Source organism: Leptospira abararensis, from assembly GCF_016918735.1.
GTDB lineage: Bacteria > Spirochaetota > Leptospiria > Leptospirales > Leptospiraceae > Leptospira_A > Leptospira_A abararensis.
The window spans coordinates 31,889-51,729 of sequence record NZ_JAFFPR010000037.1; the positions used below are offsets into that span (position 1 = coordinate 31,889).

Consider the following 19,841-nt stretch of genomic DNA (forward strand, 5'->3'; position numbering starts at 1 on the left):
TTTGGCACCCAAAGGCCGATTAGCCATTATTGCTGGTGGTGGGGAGCTTCCCCACATTGGGATGAAAGAAGCACTTCTTGCGGGTGAGGATCCTTTATTTCTTGGACTGATTGAATCAGACTTCACTCCGAGAGAACACAGTGCACGCACGATTCCCGTCCATATCACTCAAGTTGGTAAAATTCTAAAAATCATCCAAAAAGAAAAAATCACCCGAATTTTGATGCTCGGAAAAGTGCGTAAAGACCTACTCTTCCAAAAACTAAAATTTGATCTCAAAGCTCTCGCCATCCTTGCTCGCACTATCAATCGAAATGATTACCCCATCTTTCTTGCCATCGCCGATGAGTTTGAAGCTATGGGTGTCAAAGTCATCTCTCAAAAGATCTACTTACAGTCTTTACTTCTTCCCGAAGGTCGTTACACTCCCAAAAAATTCAAACCCCAGGAGCTTAAAGATATCGACTTTGGGATGTTTTATGCCGAAAAAATGGCCGATTTAGACATCGGACAAATGGTTGTGGTTTGTGACGAGTCAGTCATTGCCGTGGAAGCGGTCGAAGGAACCGATGAAACCATTAGACGAGGTGGTGTGTACACCAAAAAGAAAGGTGACGCTGTTGTCTGTAAAAGCCCAAAAGCCAAACAAGACAACCGTTTTGACCTACCCACCATCGGAATCCACACTTTCCAGATGATGCTTGAGAGTGGTTGCAAAACACTTTGTATTCGAGAAGGAGAAACCTTAGTAGTGGATCCAAAAGCAGCGATTGAATTTGCAACCAAACATAAGTTAAACTTTTGTGTTATAGGAAAAAGCGGAAGTAAGGTTCTTAATGGTAACCAAAAAAAAATCCCATCTACATGAGTCAGACAAAAATATCCTAGTCATTGCCGGAGAACATTCCGGCGATTTACTCGGAGCCGACCTTTTACAGGAGCTCACAATTCTGGAACCAGAATATAAGTTCTATGGAATTGGTGGGGAAGGAATGATTGAACACGGACTTGATTCCATGGAAGAGTTGGAACAGCTCAGTGTGATTGGATTTTCGGAAGCCTTAAAAAAATACAGTTTTCTAAAAAAGATCTTCTATCGGGTTTTAGAAGAGACCACACATAGACCGACTAAACTTGCGATTTTAATTGATTACCCTGGATTTAACTTACGTTTGGCGAAAGAATTAAAATTAAGAGGCATCCCAACCGTTTTTTATGTATCACCACAAATCTGGGCTTGGAAATTCAACCGCATCTATTTTATCAAAGAACAGATTGCCCTAATGCTAACCCTCTTTCGATTCGAAGAAGAAATCTATACCGAATATGGTGTGAATGCAAAATTTGTGGGCCATCCCATCACTAAAAGAATTCCAGAAAAACTAAAAAAAGAACCTGTGATCGCAGAAAAACTTCCTGATTCCCACCATGGGTATACGGTAGGTCTGCTTCCTGGCTCAAGAAAAGGAGAGATACGTAGGCTCATTGACCCCATTCTTGGAACGGCGGCCCTTCTCCATGAGAAATGTAAATTAGAGAAAAAGAAAATTGTTTTCCTCCTTCCGAATATCAATGCAAAAGAAGAAAGTTTTTTGTTAGAAAAAATTGAAACGCTCAAACAAATCCATCCAGACATTCAAATCCATTACCACTGGAATGCATCGCTACGAGTGATGGAAACAAGTGACCTGCTTCTCATTGCATCGGGAACCGCCACTTTGGAAGGATTGTATTTTGAAACACCGATGGTGATTCTTTATAAGGTGAGTTTGTTTACTTATCTTTTGGGATCTTTACTGATGAGGTCTAAATTTATAGGTCTTGCCAATATCCTTTCGGGTGAGGAAGTCTGTCGTGAAATCACACAAAACGAATGCCAACCAAAGTATATTTTTCAAGAAGCATGGAAGATTCTATCCAATACAAAACTAAAAAACAAAATCAAAGGGATTCTCAGGGATGCCAAAGAAAGGGAACTGGGAACAATGAATGCATCCAAAAAGGCTGCTAAGGAAATCCAATCACTCCTTCGATCCCTTTCTAATTAAACGTACCACACGATTTTCCCAAGTTCCAATCCAGGACTTGGGTTTTAGATCTGAGTATAAAAAATAACCTTTTATGGTTTCTTCATCGTTCGGGCGTAAACGAATTCCCACAGAGTCCAATTCCAAACTGAGATCTCCAGCTCCATTCCAAATTACTTTATTTTCTTCTGGTTGTATATTGAGGGAATGAGTTTTGTTCTCCCATTCTAAAATCCACTCTCCACCAAAAGCAGGTAATTTGGAAATTTCTGGTGCTATATCTGCAGGATTTTTGGTTTCTTTGCAAAGGGAAAAAACAAAAAGTAAAACAAGGAAACTAACAGAAACTATTTGATGACGCATTTATTTTCCTCTTCAGTAAAACTAAAACTTCCTCTGGATTCCCCAACGAGCCCATAAGTCGTAAAGGCATAGTTCCCATTTTTGTTATTTCCATAACCCTTTAAGTCTAAAGACTCACTAGAAACTACTAAATTAGAAATATAATCCATATCTGAATAACGACTCAAATCAAATTCCAATTGAAAAGGTTTTCTTAATGGTCCCAAATCCATTTCTAATTTAGAAACCAGATCTGCCTCCTTAAAGTTCACTCCAAATAGTTTGAGTGAATACGATGTACGGGCATCTTTATGAAGGCTATAATAATCACTCCCAATGCTATTGAAACTATAATCCAAACTGACATGAGTAGGTTTTAAATCTGAGCCACAAAAATTCATCCAGGGATCTGACCAGGGATATTCATTTAAAATAAGGCTAAAACCAAAGTTAGGTGTTTTACTAGCAAAATAGGAAATCATTGAAATTTTGGAATTGGATGTTCCTAAATTCAAATTTAGATTCATCCGCCCCTCTTTGACTAAAAAGTTTCCCTTTGACTCCCCAAGAGATTTGGATCCACTAAAAGGGTAATAATTGGCAATTTGAATTCCGAAATCCAGATTCATAGATTCTAAAAAGTATTTATAAATTTTAGTTTGGTAAAAATATTCTTCTGGAATTAATTTCTCTTGGCGTTCCCGAATTTCTTCTAAAGTTTCCTTTTTCCAATCCTCATACAAAGGTTTCCAATCACTTCCATTTAAGTCTGGTGTTTGGAAATTGAGTTTGGTTTTGGAACTCATTGGATAATAATAAGAACCATCTGCTTTTTTCGACCGCCCCCAAACACTTGCCCCAGATCCTAAGATATGGGAAGGTTTTCCAAAAAGCATAGAGTCAATATTGAGACTCCATTCATTCCCTTCCAAAAGTTTTAAGGAAAGATTCCCCTTTTCCAATTGGATGAGGCTCGAATCCCATTGGATTTCTGTCCCGACAAGTTCACCGTGAAGTTGGAACCATTTGTTTCTATCGCCAGTTTCGGAAAGGGCAATATTCCCTTTTAACGAACCAGACAAAGGAAGATTAAAATTACCCGAGAGATCGGAAATCCGTTCTGCAATGTTCTCTAAGGATTCAATCTGAAATTCAAAATTTCTTTCCAGAAGAGGTTCTTTAATGGTTTCCGTTTTCACCAAAGTTTTGATTCGAAAGTCAGTTCCCAAAAATTCTCTTTCCTCCTTTTTCGGAGTAAAAAGAAATACTTCTCGGAACCTAAATCCATCTAGAATATAATTCTCAAAAAACGGGATAGGAATGAATGAATTTTCAAACTCAACATCACCACTCGCTGTAAATCCAGAGACCGAATCACGAACTACCTTCCCTTCTCCCGAAAGAACCGCAGAATGTACATTAGAACCGAATAGATAATTGGTAAGAATGATGGCTTCTTCCGATGGGTAGTTTTTCCATTTAAACTCAAACTGGAACTCTTCCAAATTCGTTTCGGAGAATTCTCCCTCACCTTTGATCCGGGTTGTATTGGGAATCCAATACCAACCGTTGTTATACGAGAGATATAATTTTTTACTTTTGCGTTTTAAAACAATATCCCAGCCCTCTTTCCAATCTACTAAAGTAGAATCGTTTTGTTTGACGGTGAGTCTTGCATCATGAAATCGAATGTCTTTTAATTTACTCTTTTGTGCATATTGAATGAGTTGGTCTCGTAAACTAACATTTTCGTTCAAAACCAAATGTGGACTATAAAAATCGATTTGTTCCACTGTTGGGGAATCTTTAAAATAACTGGAGAGTCGGAAGGTGACTTTTTTTACCTTCAACATATGGTCGTTAAAAGAGAAGTCCTCTTCATTGGAAACCACCAAGTCTTCAATGATAAGACCTTCTCGGAGCGAGAAGTCAAGGACACCGATGTCGACCGCTTTTCCGAGTTCCTTGTTGATTGTATAGGAGACCACTTTTCTAAGTTGTACTAAGGGGATACGGTAGTTCCGAAGATAGAATTCCAATCCATAATAACAAAGGAGAAAGCAGAAAAAGATGAGACTAAGGGCCAAAAAGGAAAATAGAATCCGCTTGTTTTCGCGGATTCTATCGAACATTTGAGAAAAAAATGACCTATAGGCAAATAGGCGCTTTAGAGAAAAGATCCGTTCCAAAAGAACTTAGAGTTTGCCCTCCGGCTGCAACACTTCCAAACACTCTTTCTGAATGGACTTCAGAGTTTCGTTATTGGGAAATTCTTCCAATCCTAAATTGGCAACTTGCAAACCTTTTTGGTAAAATCCTGTATTCTTATATTCAAAACCCATTTTTAAATAGGTCTTCGCTGCGGTTTCATAATAAAATTCGTCTTTCTTTTGGTTCCCTTTGGTATAAGTCTTAGTTAGGGTAGCAAGGGCAGGATAATATTCACGCTCTGCAACAAGGGACTGAACCACTAGTTTTTTTCGTTCCATCAGGTTAGTGTTTTTGTCCAATCTTTCTGATTGGTTTAGAAACTGAATGGCTTTAGAATATTCGTTTTTTCCCACATAGGCTTTTCCCATAGTGAGATTCCACTCAGAAAGTTGAACCGGGTTGGACTTAGCCTGATTCACTAGGTTGAGTGTAGAGATAGATTCATCGTATTTTCCAAGATCGAGTAAAAGTTTTCCTTTTCGGATGACTAGTTTGTCTCGGGATTCGTCAGATAGAGAAGAGGATTTGAGATCAGCATCGATAGATTCGATTTGGGCCAAATGAGACCCGGTATTTACTTTGGAAACTCCGGTACGAAGGGTTCCTTGATTTGATGCACAATTTTCAAATGCCACTACCAACGCCAAAATGAGGGTTAGTGGGAGAATCGATTTCATTAGCCTACCTTTAGTTTGTCTAATTCCTCTAAGAAATTCTTAGTTTCTGTGTCTCTATCCTTCGTTTCCATTGGGAAAAAAAGAACAGCGTCCTGAGACAGCTCATTTAAAAACCGAGAGGGGGCACTCTCGATTTGCTCCCCAAATTTGCGTCTTGTACGAGCCGAAGTCAAGTACAATTTTCGCCTTGGGCGAGTCATACCCACGTAGAGAAGGCGTCTTTCTTCATCGACCACTTCCCCTTCTTCTTCTATAACACGTGAGTTCGGTAAAATTCCCTCTTCTAGGCCCACTAAAAAAACTAAATCGTATTCGAGTCCCTTCGACTGGTGCATGGTGAGAAGTTGGACCCGCCGGTCTTCCTCATCCTCTTTCGGTTCGTCTTCCATCAGGAGGACAAGCCTTTGGAGGAAGTCAAAGATGGTGGCTTTGCCCTCTCGACCCTCTTCTTCTTCAAAAAAGGACAACATATTCACAAGTTCACTCAAATTGTAGATCCGAGCTTTGACCACCTTCTCCTCGGTTTCTTCCATGGAGATTTCTCTCTCGAATCCGATTTGGGTGATCATTTCCCGAAGCACTGGTGCCATCTTAGGTGACATAGAAAACTTCTTTTTAAAAGCATCCACAAGTTCTACGAACTGATAGATTTCTTGTCTGACCTTAGCTTTCACTTCGGACAAATAGTCAGGGCTCTCAATCATTTTATGAAAGATTTCGTATAAAGATAGTTTGTGGGTAAAGGCCTCTTCTTGGAGTTTCTGCATAGTGCCCGGGCCTATCCCTCGTTTGGGATAGTTGATAATGCGAAGGAGGGAATAATCATCCTTAGGATTGGCCACGTAACGTAAATAGGAGATACAATCCCGAATTTCTTTCCGATCAAAGAAATTATAACCACCTACCACTTTGTATGGGATACTTCGATTCCGAAGTTCTTCTTCAAAGGGACGAGATTGGAAGTTTGTCCGAAATAGGATGGCGATTTCTTTTCCCTTAAATTCATTTTTAATGAGTAAGGTTTGGATCCTTCCTGCGACAAAAATGGCTTCTTCTCTTTCATCGGCGGTTTCATAGTATTCTACTCGTTCGGCGGAAGGGATACGGCTATAGAGAGTTTTTTCCTTTCGGCCAATGTTGTGTTGGATGAGAGAGTTTGCCGCTTGGATGATAAGAGAAGTAGAACGATAGTTTTCGAGAAGCCTCACCACTTTCGCGTGAGGGAATTCTCTTTCGAAGTTGAGAATGAGTTGTACATTCGAACCGCGAAAAGCATAGATACTTTGGTCGTCGTCGCCTACCACACAAAGATTATCACTTTTTCCCCGAAATAAAGACAAAAACTCATATTGGAGTTGGTTTGTATCTTGGAATTCATCCACAAGGAAATATTCATGTTTTCTTTGGTAAAAAGCCGCGATTTCTGGAAACTCAGCGAGCAGGCGCTTGGGGAGTAAAATTAAATCATCAAAGTCAATGGCATTTTTTTCTTTTAGGCCCTCTTCATACATAGAAAAAACTTCTGCTGCCACTAAATCAAATTCACCTGTTTGGCCATTGTCTGCCGGATGGACTTGTGTGTTTTTTGCATAAGAGATACGCCTAAGGATTTCTTTGGGAGGAACTTTTTTTGGATCCAGCCGTTTGGATTTTAAAAGGTCGGAAACAAAGGCTTCCTGGTCGGTTCCATTAAAAAGTAAAAAGGTTTCGTTATATCCAAGTTTAGTAATATGTTCTTTTAGGATTTTTAAACCTAACGAATGAAAGGTGGAAAGAGTGATTCCTTTGAGTTTTTCTCTTGGAACCATCTTACGAAGCCTTTCGGCCATTTCTTTGGCGCTTTTGTTTGTGAAGGAAAGGGCCACAATTTTACTGGCAGGGATTTTAACCCCTTCGACCATATGGGCGATGCGGTTCGTGATGACCCGAGTTTTTCCCGATCCCGCACCTGCGAAAACAAGAAGGGGACCTTGGATGGTGGAAACTGCTTCCATTTGCGCCGCATTTAATTTCATAAGGAGACCGGTAAGGGACATAATCCAAAGAAATCCGATCTGGTCGAGTGAAAAACGGCTGTTCTTTATTGCTTAGGAGCAGTTTCCTTCCAGGATTTGTTTTGACCGTGGAAGTTTAAAAACCCAGCAAAAACCGGGTCCTCTTCCACAGGCAAAACCGATCGAAACCGAATCCAATCGAGAGTGGTAAATAAGGAAATTTCAGAAAGACCCACTTTTCCATCGGTAAAGAAAAAATAACCATTTAACTCGCGTTTGATATAATCCAAAATAGAGCTAATTCTTAGGGCATTTTTAGTTAAGTAAGGAGCCGCATCGGGTTTGATCCCTTCTTTGTTTAAGTAAAAGATGAGAATGGCATTGTCAAGAGCCTGGTCAATGGCCGTCTGTAAATTAGCTTCGCGGTAATGATGAGGACCTGCTTTGGGTCTAAAATTTCCGAACCCTTTGGTTTCAAAAAGATAGTCAATGATGGTATGGCTATCCCAAATTTTCACATCGTCTATCTCGGCATAAGGAACTTTCCAAAGTGGATTTTTGTCCCGAAGTTCCTTTTGACCGGCCTCGGTCATTGTATCCACCATGGTAAAGGGAATCCCCAATTCCAAACAGAGAAAACGAATTCTTCTTACAAATGGAGAAGTGATGCTACCATATAATTTCATATGTAGATAGTTTCATCCTGCTTCCATCCTTCAAGAGTAAGATTTTTATAATTCTAAAAAAGAGGGAAAATCTCTATACAATTCTCGGATTGGGAAATTCCTTTGAAGAAGGAAACCAAAGTGAAAGAACGAAAGAACTGGAAAGACCTCTACCCCACTCCGATTTATACCCTCGCGAGTTTTGATATCCAACTCCCCCGTTCCGTGGAGGAAAAAACATACTATGTTCTAAAATCCAAAAATTGGGTGAATGTAGTGCCAGTGACAAAGGCAGGCGAGATTCTACTCATCAAACAATACAGACATGGGATTGGGGAAGATAGTTTAGAAATTCCCGGAGGGATTGTGGATGAAGAAGGACCTGGATCCGAACTGGAATCTGCCATCAGAGAACTGCGGGAAGAAACAGGATATGCCACTGAACCTTCCCAATACAAATTACTCTCTAAATTTTCAGGTAATCCCGCCATGTTTACCAATTGGTCCTATTCTTATGTTGCCTACGATGTGGAACTTAAGCACGAAGTCGAATTTGATGAAGGGGAAGATATAGAGATTGTTTTAAAGAAACCAGAAGAAGTGAAACAGTTGTTAATTGATGGAACCATCCACCATCCTCATATGGCTGCAGCTCTTGGTATCTATTTTTTACAACCTAGATCACAACCAAAGTGATGTAGAGTTTTTTACTAGGATCACTTCGGATAAATACAGATTCGCTTTTCCGTAAATTCTAAAAATACAATACAGTAACTGTTTAGAAAAATCCCCAAGATTTTCGAAATCGCTGGAAATTTAAACATAAGTTTCGTAATGTATATATATGAGAAAGTCCATCTTGCAGTCAATCCTAGTACTTATCATCATATTCAGCCAATTTTCGCTCTATGCAGAAGGTGGCGAAGCATTAGAACCGATTACGATCACGGTCCAAAAGGGTGAAACACTCTCTCTGATCTCGGAAAGGCATTTATCTGATCCAAAACGTTGGCCAGAACTTCTAAAGCACAATAAAATTCCAAATCCCGATTTAATCAAACCAGGCCTTTCTCTGGTGGTTCCCGTTTTCCTTCGTAAAGCGGTGGTTGGTGTCACGGAGTTTGTGATGGGACAAGTGGAATGGAATGGAACTGGTGGCAAAGGGCCTTGGGTTCCTTTGAAATTAGGACAGGAACTCCATCCGAATGACCAAATCAAAACAACTGGAAAAGGCAAAACCGATGTTCATATCAATAACGTCGGTATGGTGCGAATCCTAACCAATAGCCACTTTGAAGTGAAGGGTGAAGACAAAAAAGGCGGACCTGTGACAGTTGCACTCTTCAAGGGAAGTTTGGATGCTAAAGTGACTAAATCCAATCCACCTACCACCGAACACAAGTTCAATATTGTAAGCCCCTCTTCCACAGCGGGAGTTCGAGGAACCGAGTTCCGAGTGGAGTTAGATGATAAACTCAGTTCCACTATTTCCTGTTTTGAAGGTGTGGTGGATGTTGCCGCCCAGGGGAAAACTGTCGAATTAAAACAAGGGATGGCAACTTTTGTAGAAAAAGGGAAGTCTCCCGTACAACCGTATAAAATTCCAGAAGCACCACGAATAAGAGAAGAATAATCGGATTATGAATCGAAAATTTATACTTAGCATTGGAATCTTTTTTCTAGTATTTAGTTCTCTGGTTTCAAAACCCAAAAGAGAACTCAGGGTTCTGATTGATGCAGAACCAGAAGCCAATTTCGAATTAGAACTTTGGCAAGAAAAACCAAATGAAAATGGAGATTCCATTGCTCCCAAACCTCCAGAGTCCATCCAGTTTAAAGGAAATCGGATTACAGTAACACCCAAAGATGATTTTGAATACTTTCGTGTTCGTAGGTTAGGTGAGTATGGAGCAAAAGGATTTTGGACTCAAGTTTTTTCCACGAATGTAGATCCGGGATCCCCACTTTCTGTACCCAAGCAGTTTGTTGCGAAAAAAGCCATTGTTCCATTAGCAGAACCAAAAAAACTATCTTCGGTCATCTCCACCGATAGTTTTATCATCGTAAAAGAGAAGGAAGAATCCATTCGTTATCTAACAAAAGACCAATTGACTTTAAATCCTTCTGACGATGCTTCCGGTGTTTTGGAAGTCCAATACACCATCAATGGGGGACATTGGAACTCTGCAAAATCCCCAGTTTCTGTCCCCATCCGAGAGGAAGGGAATTATAAATTATTATACTTTGCAGTGGATAAGGCCGGAAATAAAGAACCCATGCAAGTTTTGGATTTTATTAAGGATGTAACACCACCGGAAACAAAATTGGAATGGGTGGGACCAAATTCTGTAGGCAAAGCAAAGGCAAAATTTATTTCGCAAGAAACTAAGATCAAGCTGACTACAAAGGATCGTTTGAGCGGACCAAAAGAGATACTTGTCGCTTACACTTGCCAGTCAGGAACACAAACAGAATTCAAACCTTATAGTATGGAAATCTCCATTTACGATTTAAAGTCGGCCTGTAAAGGATCCTTTCAACTTTTCTATTATGCGCTAGACCAAGTGGGAAATGAAGAAGCAGTCAAAACTTTAAATTTCCAACTCGGTAGTGAATCGAATTGAAAGATAAATTCAGATTGTCGATTGCCCCAATTTTTCGACAATAAAGATTGGTTAAAGAGATGAAGAAAAATCTTTCTTTAGCCATTTTCAAACACCGTGACTTCCGCTTTTTTATCATCGCAAGGTTCTTTATGGTCCTTGCGATTAACATCCAAGCAACCATTGTTGGTTGGCAAGTTTATGAACTCACTGGAAGTGTTTTAGACTTAGGCCTTGTAGGTCTTTTTGAAGCTGTCCCCTCGATTGTGGTCTCACTTTATGCGGGCCACCTAGCAGACCTTAGAGACCGTCGCAATATCATAGTGATTTGTTTGTTCTTTTTACTCCTCTGTTCTCTTACTTTATTTGCCTTTACCGGCCCTCTTTCCTTTTTACTCGAAACATACAAAGCCTACCCTATTTTTTTAGTGATTTTGGTTTCAGGGATTGCTAGGGGTTTTATCTCTCCTGCGATCTTTAGTTTTGTGACGCAACTCGTCCCTAGAGAACATTACCCTCATTCTGCAGCTTGGATGGGAACTTCTTTCCAAGCTGGTGCAGTGATAGGACCTGCTCTTGGTGGGATTGTTTACGGAAGTTTCGGAATGCAAGTAGCTTATGGCCTTGACTCAATTTGTATTGGACTCCCCTTTTTACTTTTCTTTTGGATAAACAAACGCAGCCTCCCTGAACGAAAAGAAAAAGAAGCATTAAAGGATAGTCTTCTAAAGGGCCTTCGCTTTGTTCTGAAAAACGAAATTATGTTAGGTGCTATGGCTTTAGACATGTTTGCCGTTCTTTTTGGAGGAGCTGTAGCACTACTTCCTGTTTACGCAAAAGATATTCTCTTTGTCGGTTCCGAAGGATTAGGATACTTACGGGCCGCCCCATCGCTTGGGGCACTACTTATGGCCTATTACCTCACCTACAAACCACCACTGGAAAAATCAGGTCGAGTGCTCCTACTTTGTGTATTTGGATTCGGTGTTTGTATGCTTGTGTTTGGTCTTTCGAATTCCTTTCTCCTATCCCTATTCGCCTTATTTCTCTCTGGTGTTTTTGACAGTGTCTCGGTCGTTGTTCGTTCCACCATTATGCAAACCATGACTCCTGAAGAGATGCGAGGACGAGTGAGTGCGATCAACAAAGTGTTTATTGGTTCTTCGAATGAAATTGGCGCCTTTGAGTCAGGGGTTTCCGCTAAATTTTTAGGGCCCGTCGGCTCCGTTGTTTTTGGTGCCACCATGACGATACTCATTGTATTTTTTACCTTCCGTTTATCTCCTAAGTTGAAAGAACTAGAACTGAAAAACTGGGTTTAAAAGTGCTTGGAAAATCTCTTTTCTAGGGAATACTGGACAAGCCATGTCAGATTTGATCCATGATTCCAAACTTCCACAAGATAAAAAACATATCTTAGTGCTTCTTATACAAACGATGTTAAACGATGTGAACAAACAAATCACTCATTTAGGAATCAATAACTACATGAAACTCCAGGACGAAATAGCAAAGATTCTTGTTCCCGTCATTGAAGACAAAATGGAATGACTAGTCATAAGAGCAGATAGGAGAAACTTTTCCCCTAACCTCTAATCGATTTTTCAAAAACACCATCCATTCGGGTGGGTTCATTTTTTCTTTGGTATGACAAAAGGAGAGGATTCCTTTCTCAGTGCGCACCCAAAACCATAAGTTCTTTCCATTCCAAAAATTTGTCTGACCTAAAATCGTAGAATTCGCATCCAAAGAAAAAACCTCTTTCGGATGAGATCCGTCCCAAAAAGAAAGGGAGATCACCTTCTCCCCATTGGAAAGACTAACCTTTGTTCCTAAAAAGTAATTCTGAAGATTTAGTTGTAAATTTGATCCTTCGCTCTCCTCCCAAATCGGATCGGTTCTTTGGGCAGTGAACTCAAACCGTTCCCCTAGTTGTGATCGTGTTACGCCATTGAGTCCTAACGTTTGTTTGTAGGCACTGGAGAGAGCATTCGAATTGGAATCGAAACCTCCTTCACTATTGAATAAAATATTGGTTTGAAATAGGGAATTTTGAAACCGTTCTAGGGAATACACTCGAAGCTGGTTTTCTGTATTCACACTCGTTCCCCCCGAACCCAGAGCATTAGAGGGAACAAGTTGGGCTGTCCATAAATTGGATTTCCATTCCCTAAGAAATTCCTTGGTTATGTTTGGGTGCTCCAAACGAACAAAAACCTCTTTATTCTTATCTCTGGCTGATACGGAATAATTATAAGATCCCGTATAAACAATCTGATCATCCACTAACATTGTTTTGTGGTGTAATAATCCACCCAAATACCGATCCTTTTTATAAACAAAATCAACATTTCCATCTTCCCAAATCTGTGATGGGAACTCTAGGTTTTGGCTCAGATAAATTCCTTCTGGGTTGGAACTCATAGGTGCATTGTAAATTCCTTCAACGCGAACTCCCTTTCGACTGGCTTCTAACAATTTTAAGCTGAGTACAGGATCATAGTGAGAATAAATTAAATATTTAATGGAATGTTTAGCTGAATCCACAGCATCCAGTAACTGCTGTTGGATTTCCAAACCTGCTTCTGGAGAAGTCCAATACTGTAAGGCGCCAATCCGAAAATAACCTTTGGGATTTTTCCCCTCAAGAGTGGATATGATTCCCTCCACCTCTTTCGGTGATATGTTCTGAGTCCAGTAGACATTGTTGTCCGTATAGAGCCCGTGAGTGGTAAAGTTTCCGGTCCCTGTAAAAAAACGAATCCCATCAAAGATCCAAATCTTTGTATGATGGATTCCTGATCCAGACCACCGATGAATTTCTAGGCCGAGTGACTCAAGTTCTGGATACTCTTCCTCCTTATCACCAAACAATTGAATCTGAACTCCCATTCTTTTTTTTAAATAAAGTTCCGTAAGAATTTCATAATCATCGATCGAATACAAATAAGCTCGGATGGATATTTTTGCTTTTCGGATTTCTGTAAGTAGTGCCTCCTTTACTATTCTTTTTTTCTCTTCCGCAACGTCCCGACCGGGATAAGAAAAATAGATTTCTGAAATGGGAGAGGTGGGAAATAGAAGAGAAGTCAGATCCAGGTTTGTTTTTGGTCTTTGACAGAAGAGAGCAGTAAAGAAAAGAAAGAAAAAAATAGGGATACCCTTTTTCATATTTCTATCCTCCCAAATATATAGCCAAAGTTGGATTGAATCGCCAAAGTTTCTGGCAAGAAAAGTTTAGAGACTCCAATCCCAAGTTCCAAAGAGGAATCCTCTTTAAATGAAAGCTCTAAAACTCCCTCTCCGATAAAAAAACTTTCAAAATCTCTTTTTTGAAAACTGATCCTTCCGTCAGTGGGATGATTAAGCCGGTAAGGCAAAAAGTAAGATCCTACAGCTTTTGCAACGAACTGGTGATAGGTGAACTGTAGAACCAGTTCATTTAAATTGCCAAAACACCTACCCTCCCGCAAAGCAAAGTTTTTTTCATACCCAACGTCCGTTACTGCTGCCGAAGGAAAAATGCTGAAAATTTGCGAAAGATAAGGAGTTTGTCCTGGATGTGAACCAAATGAAACATAACCTTCCCTAATGATTTGATTCTTTTCATCTCTCTCCTCTCTGTCAGATAAGAAGTGAGAACTCCGAATCAAAAACCCACCTAAGCGTAGTTCGGCCCCTAGCTGAACCGCTTCGCCCGAAATAGGAAGGGAACCAGGTTTACTGGCCACTTTGGAATTCGTTCTGTCATTTCCTTTGGCCCATAAAAAGTCGAATTGGATTTCAAAAACTTCTGCATCAAAACCAAAGCCTAAATTCCCATTAAGTAAAGAATCTCCATCGGCACCGGAAACTTTCGTTTCCCTCGGACTGTCTTTTACATGGCGACCCCAAGAACCTAGCTCTATATACTGAACTCCCATACGAACTTTGAAGTAATCGCCATATAGAAGTCCAAAAGAATGCCTACGATGGTGACTTCGTTTGTTATCGTTTGGTTGCGATTCTCCTAGTAAACCCTCCGGAGTCTGATTGGTGGGAGTCTGAAGTAGGGAACGAAACCGGTCTTTCTCAAGCAAAAGAGCTCCTGAATAATGATCCCAAAGAAAAAACTGGAGAGTCCATTTTGGCTTGGGTAAAAATTCTACGAAAAGGCCCTCTCCGCAATCAAAACTCGTCTGAAAACTATTCGGACGAAACAAATGTTCACGACGACCGACACCAACCAGAAATTGGGAAGCCTCATACCCAATATAGTGGTTTTTTCCAAGATAAAAAGGTTTTAGACCCGTTTCCTTACCTGTTGTGAGTTTGATGTCTAAATCCCAAACAAATTTCTCTTTCTTATTTTTGTCTCTTAGACCAACAAACATTGATTCGCCGGAAATTCGATTTAGATAAGATACTTTTTGAAAGTCTTGCCCAGACTTGTTTATTTGTAAATCCCACCCAGGCGGAAATACAGTTTCATTGGAATTTGTTTCTTTTAAAAACAGTTCATATCCAAAAATCCCAACTTCGATTCCCAAAGCATAACTAGGAGCCGAACCAAGGAAGAATAGAAAGATAAGGAGAAGTTTTGAATGGAAGTTCAAAATTCCTCACGAAAGATTTCAAAGTCGGCACTCGCCATTCCCAAGGATCCTGACTTCAGCCAGAGGAACTCACCAGTCACCACAGGAATTTGAAAGGGAGAATGACTTTCTTTGTGGCCGAACGATGAGATAAGATGGGAATTCTCGCCTTGTTTTTTCCGAAGTTGGATGGACTCAGCCGAGGAAATTCCATTCCCTATGGTTTGGGTTGTCCTTACGGTAAGGAGTAAATCCGATTCTGATTGAAAAAGGGGAAAAAACCAATCCTTTCCATCGGGGTCAACAATCCAAGCGCAAGATCCTGGATTTAAAACCGTAGTATTGTATTGGAATCTTTGGCCGGCTTTCCCTAAAGGAGAAAGATTAGTAAAACGAGTTTGGTAAGCAACAAGTTCATCGGTACTTACTTCGTCTTCCACCAAATACAAACTTAAATCCTCTGCAGTTTCCGAGCGGTTGCAAAGATAAATCCATTCATTTTGTGAAAGCTGGGGATTCGGAAAGATAGCTTCGATTTGGATGGGGCCTTTACGTTCCAAAAAACTTTTTGGTTGGATAAGCGAGGGATCGGAAAAGTAGGAATAAAGTTGTTCTTCAAGGGGGAATGGCAATGGATTTCCAAATATCGCCAAATAGGTGTTTGCTTCCAAAATTTGTAAGTTTAAGAGAATACTGCTACGTCCATTTCCCAATCTTACCTCTGTCTCGTTTCCTAAAGGAAAATTTGTGCTATAAGTGAATGAGGGAGTTAATCTCTCAACCTCTAGACTGCGATGTTTGGTCCGTCCTGGACTTCGAAAATCCCCAAGGCAGTGTTCGGAAGGAAGAAGGGAACGAGAAAAATGAATGGGACTTGGTTCTGGATGGAGAGAACGAGTGCCTCCGAGGGTACTCTCTTTGATTCGTTTTGGATCAAAGAAAAGAGAAACCGGTTCCCCCGTTTCTCTCTTTAAGTAACGAAGAGAAAGAAATGGATCTGAAAAAAATCCGTCTGGCAACTGGTAAAAGTTTTCTCCATTACAAAGGGAAGGCGACGTTGCCAAGGTTTGGAATCGAACTTCCTTCGGTTTCCAGAACAAATAATGCTTTCCGGTTTCCCTTTCCAAAGAAACAAGTCCTTCTTCTGAATCAGTAAATCCAAAGTCCAAAAAAGGAGACTGGTTCGGATTGAATTCCAAAAGTTCCGTTGTAAGCGATTCCACCAAACTTGTGTTTACTAATCCAGGACTCATCTGGAATCCATATGACAATAATCCGGAAGAAGCACCCACGCGACCATGGGGATGTTCCCCTTCAGAACTTAGGATTACAGAAAATCGGTTTTGATCTTGGAAACGAAGTAAATGATAAATTGATGGATTCGATTGGAAGTGAGTTTTTGTTTTTCCTAACCTCTCTTCCCAAGTAAAATTTGGAATTTGGAAAACAACTTTAGGAATGGAAAATGGTTTCTCCTTTTCTAGTAGGTTCCAACCTAACCAGGCTTTTCTTGTGATAAGAAAAGTAGATCCCGATTCCAAAACCCATTCTACAGCTGACAGGGGATAAACGGCTTTCTCAAAAATCCAATGGAGGGCAGAACCATCACAAGTCTCCCCTATATTCTGAAATTCAAAGTAAGCAGGGAGAGGCATCCTAGAATCAAAGTGATTCCCTGGATAAAATTCTGTGATTTGGATTTGGTCGGATCGGCAGCCGGGAGGACTGTCTTCCTTTACCTTACCGACGGTCCGGTTGGGAAGGCCAGGGTTTCCACAAAACAAATCTTTGGTTTTCCAAAGATTGAATTGGTCCCGGCAAGAGACTGGGTTCGATTGGTTGGAAAAAAACTCATGCCCTTGGCGAAAGAAAAATTCAGAATCTTGATACTCAAAACTCCCCCACCGAACAACCGTTTCAGTTCCTAAATCGGAGAGAAATTCTTTAGGAATGGGAATTCCCTTGTACCCCGGGTGATCAGAGAAAAGGACAGTGGCACGAGGGAGAATCACTTTAGTTCGTTTTGAAAAAAGATCCGAATGGAAGGAGGTAATCCTACCCTCCTTTTCCCAATCCAAAATATGAGTGTTTGGACAAATCACAGAATCTTTTGGATTTTCCCATTCTAAAAACCTTAGGTAAGAAGATTCGGAATGCCGAAAGACCTCCGACACTATTGGATCTGCCGGTTCACATTGTCTTAGCCATTCCTCATTTTTTGTCTGGATTCTCTCTGCCATCTCTCCCAGATCAGGACAGGGAAATTCCAAAGAAATCAAAGGGTGTTTGTTTGAGGAACCATCGAGCCTTTGGCTAGGAAAAACAACTTCACAAACTTCTTTTGTTCTTTGTAAAAATAAAGGATGAGGGACAGCATACGTCTGATAGGTGACAAGGCCACTGGACCAAATTTGGGAATCCCATTCTAAAAGGGCTCCTACCCGGTCCGAATCCTTTTTCCATTTTCCATATTCGGTGAGTAAGGCAGCCCAAGCTTTTCCTTTTAAATTCCAAGAAGGGTATTCGCTTGTTTCGGAACCTAAAAGAGAAAAACCTTCTCTCCATTTTTCAGAAATGGATTCTTCTGTTTTCCAACAAATTCGAAATTTCCCACCTAACTCACGTCTATATAAGGAAATCGGAAGGGAATGGATACAAAAGATACCGGATTCAAAACTTGTAAAACTTGTATTTTCAATGGAGTCCCCATTATCTTCCAAACTTCCATATTGAAATTCGAGTTCTGGTGTTTCCGAAAAATTATCACCAAACAAAAGAAATGGGACATTTTCCTTATTTTGGCAAGAACCAAGGAGAAATAAAAGAAAGACAAGGGTTTGTTTTCGCATCTCCCACCTCAATGGCTTTGGGTGAAAGACAGGAATTTATGGTTCTATTTTTTTAAGTTTTTGGATGCCAGTGTAGATTTTTTCGGCAAGCACAGGCCCAATGCCTGGAACTTCCATTAACTCTTCTTTTGTAGCATCAGTTACCTTTTTTTTGGATTGGAAATAGGAAAGAATACTTTTGCGTCTACTGGCTCCAACGTCTTCCATCTCATCTAAGATAGATTTTAGAGCTTTTTTCTTCCTTTGGACACGTTGGAAGGTAACGCCAAAACGGTGAGCTTCATCTCGCAAATTCCGAAGAAGGCGCATCATAGGAGAATGGATATCAAAACTATAAGGGTGTTTTTCTCCAGGAAAATAAATTTCCTCTCTTTTTTTGGCAAGACCCACCATAGGAATGTGGCCAAGCTCCAATGCATTGGCAGCTTCTGCCGCTCGTGAAAGTTGTGTCAGGCCACCATCAATCACAATGAGATCTGGAAGTAGTTCTTCTTCATTTACTAAATGACTGAGTCTTCTTGCAATCACTTCATGGATCATCCCTGGATCGTTGATTCCCTCATACCCACGCATTTTATAATGCCTATAACCGGCCTTATACGGCTTTCCATCCACAAACATCACGCCGCTTGCCACAGGAGAGGAACCTTGGAAGTGAGAGATATCATAACACTCGATGGTTCTTGGCAACACAGGCAAATTCAATTTCTCTTGGAGTTCCTTCATTGCCACCGATTGGTCTCGAAGTTTTGTGGCTAGAATACGCTCTGTTAAACTTAAGTCTGCATTTTTTTCCGCTAAACGAAGGAGTGACTTCTTTGGTCCCATTTCTGGAAATTTTAACTTAACAGAAGTTCCAAATTTTTCTGTGATGGCTTCAACAAAGACATCATAATTGCCTTTGGCCGAAGGTGGTAAAAAAACGATACTCGGAAGGAGAGTGACATTCAAATAATAATCGCGAAGAAAGGAAGTGAATACTTCTTCATCATCCGAAAAAGAAAGCCCAGTGAGCGGGAAAGATTTTTTCCCTTCGAGTCGCCCTCCCCTTACTTCCAGGATGATCATTTGTCCCTCATCCTCACGTTTACTAATCCCGAGGATGTCTTCATCCCCACCATCCATACTAACGACAGTTTGTTTTTCCCTAACTTGGATGATTTTTTCAATTCTTGCTTTTAGAAATCCAGCCCTTTCATACTCCATTTTCTCGGAGGCCTGAACCATAGCGGACTTCAAACCAGAAACCAAACGTTCTTTTTTTCCCTCAAGAAAACTCAAAATCTCATCCACTAACTCGGCATAGGTTTCTTTTGTCACATTTCCCTGACAAGGACCAAGACAACGCCCCATATGAAAGTTAAGACAAGGCCTTTGTGGTTTTGCGAGTGGTAGTTTGAGTTTGGTTTTACGAATTGGAAAGATTCTATGAATCAATTCTAAAGTATCACGGGCCGCTTTGACATCGGTAAAGGGACCAAAATAACGGTCTCCATTGTCTTTGATCTTTCTTGTCAAAAATACCATGGGGTAGTCTTCACTTGTCGAGACACAAAGAAAGGGATATTTTTTGTCATCCTTTAGCCTAACGTTAAACTTTGGATTGTGTTTTTTGATGAGAGTAGCTTCAAGGAGTAAGGCTTCCTTTTCTGTACTTGTGGCAATCCAATCTAAGTCGAATAATTCCACGTAAAGTGCCCTTGTTTTTCTGTCCTTTTGGTTAGGATTTAAATAGGACCTGACTCGTGATTGTAACTTGAGTGCCTTACCCACATAGATCACCTGTCCCTCTTCGTTTTTCCAAAGATAACAACCAGGTAGGCTTCCTAAGTTTTTAATCTTTTCTTGGATGGTTTTTAGAACAAGTGAGTCTTTCATTACGGATTCTTATCGGAATTT

16 protein-coding genes are annotated in these 19,841 nt (G+C 40.4%); 7 read left to right on the forward strand and 9 right to left on the reverse strand.

The window, feature by feature from the left end; genetic code table 11:
• The first annotated feature begins 1 nt into the window (after position 1).
• Both JWG40_RS11665 and lpxB read left to right on the forward strand, forming a co-directional pair.
• On the forward strand, positions 2-868 hold the full coding sequence (locus JWG40_RS11665; RefSeq protein WP_205285981.1) for an LpxI family protein: 867 nt from the start codon (positions 2-4) through the stop codon (positions 866-868).
• Entirely contained in the window at positions 837-2,048 is a 1,212-nt protein-coding gene (gene lpxB, locus JWG40_RS11670; RefSeq protein ID WP_205285982.1) for a lipid-A-disaccharide synthase, read from the forward strand. Before JWG40_RS11665 ends, lpxB begins: the two co-directional genes overlap by 32 nt.
• Here the strand turns inward: lpxB and JWG40_RS11675 are convergent.
• The 5 genes from JWG40_RS11675 to JWG40_RS11695 form a co-directional block, all read right to left on the reverse strand.
• Entirely contained in the window at positions 2,022-2,390 is a 369-nt protein-coding gene (locus JWG40_RS11675) for a hypothetical protein (protein WP_205285983.1), read from the reverse strand. The two genes, lpxB and JWG40_RS11675, sit on opposite strands and share 27 nt — an antisense overlap.
• Complete coding sequence (locus JWG40_RS11680) at positions 2,375-4,501, reverse strand: LIC_12586 family protein (RefSeq protein ID WP_205285984.1); 2,127 nt, start codon at positions 4,499-4,501, stop codon at positions 2,375-2,377. The genes JWG40_RS11675 and JWG40_RS11680 overlap by 16 nt, the downstream gene beginning before the upstream one ends.
• 63 nt (positions 4,502-4,564) lie before the next feature.
• Positions 4,565-5,257 (reverse strand): LIC12587 family lipoprotein, encoded by a 693-nt coding sequence (locus JWG40_RS11685; RefSeq protein ID WP_205285985.1) that lies wholly within the window; start codon positions 5,255-5,257, stop codon positions 4,565-4,567.
• Positions 5,257-7,272: an ATP-dependent helicase gene (locus JWG40_RS11690; RefSeq protein ID WP_039926766.1), complete on the reverse strand. Its 2,016-nt coding sequence runs from the start codon at positions 7,270-7,272 to the stop codon at positions 5,257-5,259. The genes JWG40_RS11685 and JWG40_RS11690 overlap by 1 nt, the downstream gene beginning before the upstream one ends.
• A 65-nt stretch (positions 7,273-7,337) precedes the next feature.
• Positions 7,338-7,937, reverse strand: a complete 600-nt coding sequence (locus JWG40_RS11695; protein WP_205285986.1) for a glutathione S-transferase family protein — start codon at positions 7,935-7,937, stop codon at positions 7,338-7,340.
• A 120-nt stretch (positions 7,938-8,057) separates the two neighbouring features.
• Here JWG40_RS11695 and JWG40_RS11700 point away from each other — a divergent pair, with 120 nt between their 5' ends.
• From JWG40_RS11700 to JWG40_RS11720, 5 genes are all read left to right on the forward strand, one after another.
• Complete coding sequence (locus tag JWG40_RS11700; protein ID WP_205286070.1) at positions 8,058-8,612, forward strand: NUDIX hydrolase; 555 nt, start codon at positions 8,058-8,060, stop codon at positions 8,610-8,612.
• Between the two features lie 163 nt (positions 8,613-8,775).
• Positions 8,776-9,549: a FecR family protein gene (locus JWG40_RS11705; protein ID WP_232369337.1), complete on the forward strand. Its 774-nt coding sequence runs from the start codon at positions 8,776-8,778 to the stop codon at positions 9,547-9,549.
• Positions 9,550-9,556: 7 nt separating this feature from the next.
• Positions 9,557-10,540 (forward strand): LBF_2017 N-terminal domain-containing protein, encoded by a 984-nt coding sequence (locus JWG40_RS11710; RefSeq protein WP_205285988.1) that lies wholly within the window; start codon positions 9,557-9,559, stop codon positions 10,538-10,540.
• 59 nt (positions 10,541-10,599) lie between these two features.
• Positions 10,600-11,841 carry an MFS transporter gene (locus tag JWG40_RS11715; RefSeq protein ID WP_205285989.1) on the forward strand — a complete coding sequence of 414 codons (1,242 nt, stop codon included), beginning with the start codon at positions 10,600-10,602 and terminating at the stop codon, positions 11,839-11,841.
• A 43-nt stretch (positions 11,842-11,884) separates the two neighbouring features.
• The gene (locus tag JWG40_RS11720) at positions 11,885-12,070 is read left to right on the forward strand and encodes a hypothetical protein (protein ID WP_205285990.1); all 186 of its coding nucleotides are present in this window, start codon (positions 11,885-11,887) and stop codon (positions 12,068-12,070) included.
• On the opposite strand, the gene JWG40_RS11725 is transcribed toward JWG40_RS11720, so the two are convergent.
• Genes JWG40_RS11725 through uvrC form a run of 4 tightly spaced genes read right to left on the reverse strand, consistent with a single transcriptional unit; the run spans position 12,071 to position 19,820 of the window.
• Positions 12,071-13,690: a phospholipase D-like domain-containing protein gene (locus tag JWG40_RS11725; RefSeq protein ID WP_205285991.1), complete on the reverse strand. Its 1,620-nt coding sequence runs from the start codon at positions 13,688-13,690 to the stop codon at positions 12,071-12,073. It abuts the gene before it with no gap.
• Entirely contained in the window at positions 13,687-15,114 is a 1,428-nt protein-coding gene (locus JWG40_RS11730) for an LA_2168 family protein (RefSeq protein ID WP_205285992.1), read from the reverse strand. Before JWG40_RS11730 ends, JWG40_RS11725 begins: the two co-directional genes overlap by 4 nt.
• Positions 15,111-17,942 (reverse strand): LIC11755 family lipoprotein, encoded by a 2,832-nt coding sequence (locus JWG40_RS11735; RefSeq protein ID WP_205285993.1) that lies wholly within the window; start codon positions 17,940-17,942, stop codon positions 15,111-15,113. Before JWG40_RS11735 ends, JWG40_RS11730 begins: the two co-directional genes overlap by 4 nt.
• A gap of 36 nt (positions 17,943-17,978) precedes the next feature.
• Positions 17,979-19,820, reverse strand: coding sequence for an excinuclease ABC subunit UvrC (gene uvrC, locus JWG40_RS11740; RefSeq protein WP_205285994.1), 1,842 nt, complete (start codon positions 19,818-19,820; stop codon positions 17,979-17,981).
• Positions 19,821-19,841: the final 21 nt, after the last annotated feature.